Here is a 3,594-nt window from a genome sequence, read left to right on the forward strand (position 1 = left end):
GACATCACCTATCTGACCTGCGGAGAAGGCGACATGTACTTATAAGTTACGTGGAATCAGACAGCGTGTCGGTCGGCCGGAACCACCGTTGGGCCCAGTAGCGTCGCGGATCAGCGTGACCGGTGACGATGGGTCGAGAGCATGCCTGAGGCGGTGGAGACCAAGTGGCCGGTGTTCACTCGGCACGATCGGGCACTGGAGTGGCTACAGATCTGGACCGATCTGGGACGTTCACCGCGAACCATCGATGCGTATGCCCGGGGTCTGGCGGAGTATCTGCAGGTCTGTGAGCGGGAGGGGATCGACCCGCTGACCGCGACGCGCGCCCATGTCGCGCTGTTCGTGCGGGAGTTGACGTCGCGGCCGAGTCTGCGCGGCGCCAATGTGGTGGCGTTGGATTCGGGGACGGGGCTGGCTAACGCTACCTTGCAGCAGCGTCTGGTGCCGGTTCGGCTGTTCTACGACTTCCTGGTCGAGGAAGGGGTGCGGGAGTCGAATCCTGTTGGTCGGGGCCGTTATACGCCCGGCGGACGATCCGGTGGTCGGGCGAGCGCGCTGGTGCCGCGGATGGTGAAGCTGCCGTGGATTCCCAGCGAGGCCGAATGGCTGAAACTGCTCGGAGTGGTCGCCGAGGAGCCGGTCCGTAACCGGGTGATGCTTGCGCTGGCCTACGACGCGGCACTGCGCCGGGAGGAATTGTGCTCGCTGCGCAGCGACGATTTCGACCCGGCGCACCGCACTTTACGGGTGCGTGCGGAGACGACCAAGACCCGCCGTGAGCGGGTGGTGCCGTATTCGGCGCCGACGAGCGTGCTGCTGTCGCAGTACCTGCAGCACCGGGCGACGCTGAGCCGGGCCCGGGGCGGTTTGTTCCTGTCGGAGTCGCGCCGCAACCGCGCCGAACCGGTCACGTTGTGGACCTGGTCGAAGGTGGTACGGCGAATCGCGTTGGCGGCCAACCTTCCTCGGTTCTCCACCCATACCACGCGGCACCTGTGCCTGACGGACCTGGCCCGGATGGGCTGGGAGTTGCACGCCATCGCCACGTTCGCCGGGCACCGCAACACCGACTCCACGCTGCAGTACATCCACCTGTCCGGGCGGGAGCTGTCGGCGAAGCTGAACTCTTCCATGGTGCAGATCCACGCTTGGCGCATCGGCATGCTCACCGGGCCCGGTACCGCCGGTGGTGGGCAGGACGCCTCGACATGACTGCGGTCGCGAAGAGCGCGCAGCGAGCCGCCGCCGGCGCGAACCCGACGGTCAGAAGTCTTTCCGGCCACAGGCACTGGGATCACCGGATCACGTTGAGCGAGAAGGAGGCTGCGGCGCTGCTCGCAATCGGGCGGCAAGGGCTGCGCCGCAACAAGGCGGTGGGCATCCCGCGGCGAACCGCGCCGCATTGGCGTGCGCTGAGCCGGTTGACCGAGCCGCTGGATGCAACCCTGGCCGGGTTACATCACGGCGACGATGTCCGATTCCGCCGCGCCGGTAGGCAGGCGGCGGCGATCGTGTTGGGGCACTGCGCCGACACTGGCCGCAGTTGGTGGGGCTGGACCCCGTGGGAGTGGGCGCGGCTGTGCGGCGGCAGCGCGCGCGAGTTCGCCGCTGCGCAGCCGTTGCCGACCGAGTCGACGGTGCGACCGTTCGTGGTGGCCCTGGCCTATCTGCTCGGCGGGTTCACCGACTTCCATCGCCTGGGCATGTTCAACCGACTTCACTTGGCCTGCTTGATATTTGGCGAGCCTGCGGTGGATGAGGCGATGTGCTGCGCCGAGGAGGTGCTCGACCGGTGGGGATACCGCATCAGCAAGGGCACCAGAAGCCGGATGCGGGGTGTGTTCAGCCAGGCGCTGCTGCTTAACCGCAGTCCCCGGCTCGAGGAACTGACCACGACGGCGTTCGACATGCTGCGAGCGCATCCGGCGACCGACGGGCATCAGGGATCGATGCTGTATGCGCTGCAGCGGGCGGTCGCCGAGCTGGGTCACTGCGATCCGCCCGTGCGCACCGGTTACAACCACGCCCCCGACATCGAGGGCGCCAACCCGGCATGGGCCGAGTGGATCGAACGCTGGTATGCCACCTCGACGCTGACTCCGAAGGTGCGCAGGGTGATCCGCACCATCTTGGCCAAGACCGGCCGCTGGCTGGCCGCTGAGCACCCGGAGATCACCGACCCCGGGCAGTGGACCCGAGCGACCTGCGCCGCCTGGGTGGCCGCAGTGGACAGAATGAGCGTCGGCGACTGGGTCCAACGCCGTGACGCGCTCGGCGACCGCGCCGGCGAACCGGTCTCGCCGCGCACCAAGGCGCACAATCTCATGGCCACCCGCACCTTCTTCCGCGACTGCCAGGAATGGGAGTGGATCGGCCGCCGGTTCGATCCGAACCGGGCACTTGCAGTGCCGCGCAGCGTCGCCGCGTTGATCGGCACCAATCCTCGCGTCATCGCCGACGACGTGTGGGCCAAACTGCTGTGGGCCGGGCTCAACCTTGCCCCCACCGACCTGCCCGGCAACTCCGCCGACACCTTCTACCCGATGGAACTGATCCGCGCGGTCACGCTGACCTGGCTGTTCTCCGGGCTGCGCAGCAACGAGATCTCCCGGCTGCGCGTCGGATGCATCCGCTGGCAGCACGACGGCCTGCCCATCGCGGGCGACTCGCGTGAGATCCTCGCCGAGGATGCGGTTTGCCTGCTCGACGTGCCCGTGCACAAGACCGGCACCGCTTTCACCAAGCCCGTCGACCCGATCGTCGGCCAAGCCATCGAGGCCTGGCAGGCGCTGCGGCCCGACCAGCCAAAACGGTTGGACCGCAAGACCGCCGAGCACGTCGACATGCTGTTCTCGGTGCGCGCCCAGCCCGTCGCCAAGGAGTACATCAACCACACCATCATCCCGGCGCTATGCGGCAAGGCCGGCGTCCCCACCACCGACGTCCGCGGCAACATCACCAGCCATCGAGCCCGATCCACCATCGCCAGCCAGCTCTACAACGCCAAGGAGCCGATGACGCTGTTCGAGCTGCAGGCCTGGCTGGGGCACAGCACGCCGAACACCACCCAGCACTACGCCAAGATCACCCCGAATACGTTGTCCAAGGCCTACTCCGAGGCCGGATACTTCGCCCGCAACGTCCGCGCGATCGAAGTCCTCGTCGACCGCGACGCCGTCACCTCCGGAGCGGCCGCCGCAGGCGAACCGTGGCAGCATTACGACCTCGGCCACGGCTGGTGCACCTACAGCTTCTTCGAGCAGTGCCCACACCGGATGGCTTGCGCCCGTTGCGATTTCTACACACCCAAGGGATCGACCAAAGCCCAGATCCTCGAAGCCAAGAACAACCTACAGCGCATGCGCGCCGAGATCCCACTCTCCGACGAGGAACGCGCTGCCGTCGACGACGGCCATGCCGCCCTGGACTCTCTCCTCAACCGACTCGCCGACGTCCCCACCCCCGCCGGGCCAACACCACACCAGATCGGAACCCGGCCCACCCCAACGATGCTGCCCATCACCCCAATTCACCAGGCAAAATAGCCGCACTTGACAAACTTTCAAATTCCACAGAATGTGTGCGATCCGCGAC

2 protein-coding genes are annotated in these 3,594 nt (G+C 67.1%); both read left to right on the plus strand.

Going from position 1 to position 3,594, the window contains the following annotated elements; translation table 11 throughout:
* The first annotated feature begins 141 nt into the window (after nucleotides 1-141).
* Entirely contained in the window at nucleotides 142-1,212 is a 1,071-nt protein-coding gene (locus ABDV69_RS20565) for a site-specific integrase (protein ID WP_343577628.1), read from the plus strand.
* Entirely contained in the window at nucleotides 1,209-3,545 is a 2,337-nt protein-coding gene (locus ABDV69_RS20570) for a tyrosine-type recombinase/integrase (RefSeq protein WP_343577630.1), read from the plus strand. Before ABDV69_RS20565 ends, ABDV69_RS20570 begins: the two co-directional genes overlap by 4 nt.
* Nucleotides 3,546-3,594: the final 49 nt, after the last annotated feature.

The organism is Mycobacterium sp. (assembly GCF_039583785.1).
In the GTDB taxonomy this organism is placed as follows: Bacteria; Actinomycetota; Actinomycetes; order Mycobacteriales; family Mycobacteriaceae; genus Mycobacterium.

Excerpts from the sequence above, each read along its gene's own strand:
- ABDV69_RS20565 (WP_343577628.1), top strand. The coding sequence starts at position 142 with ATGCCTGAGGCGGTGGAGACCAAGTGGCCGGTGTTCACTCGGCACGAT.
- ABDV69_RS20570 (WP_343577630.1), top strand. The coding sequence starts at position 1,209 with ATGACTGCGGTCGCGAAGAGCGCGCAGCGAGCCGCCGCCGGCGCGAAC.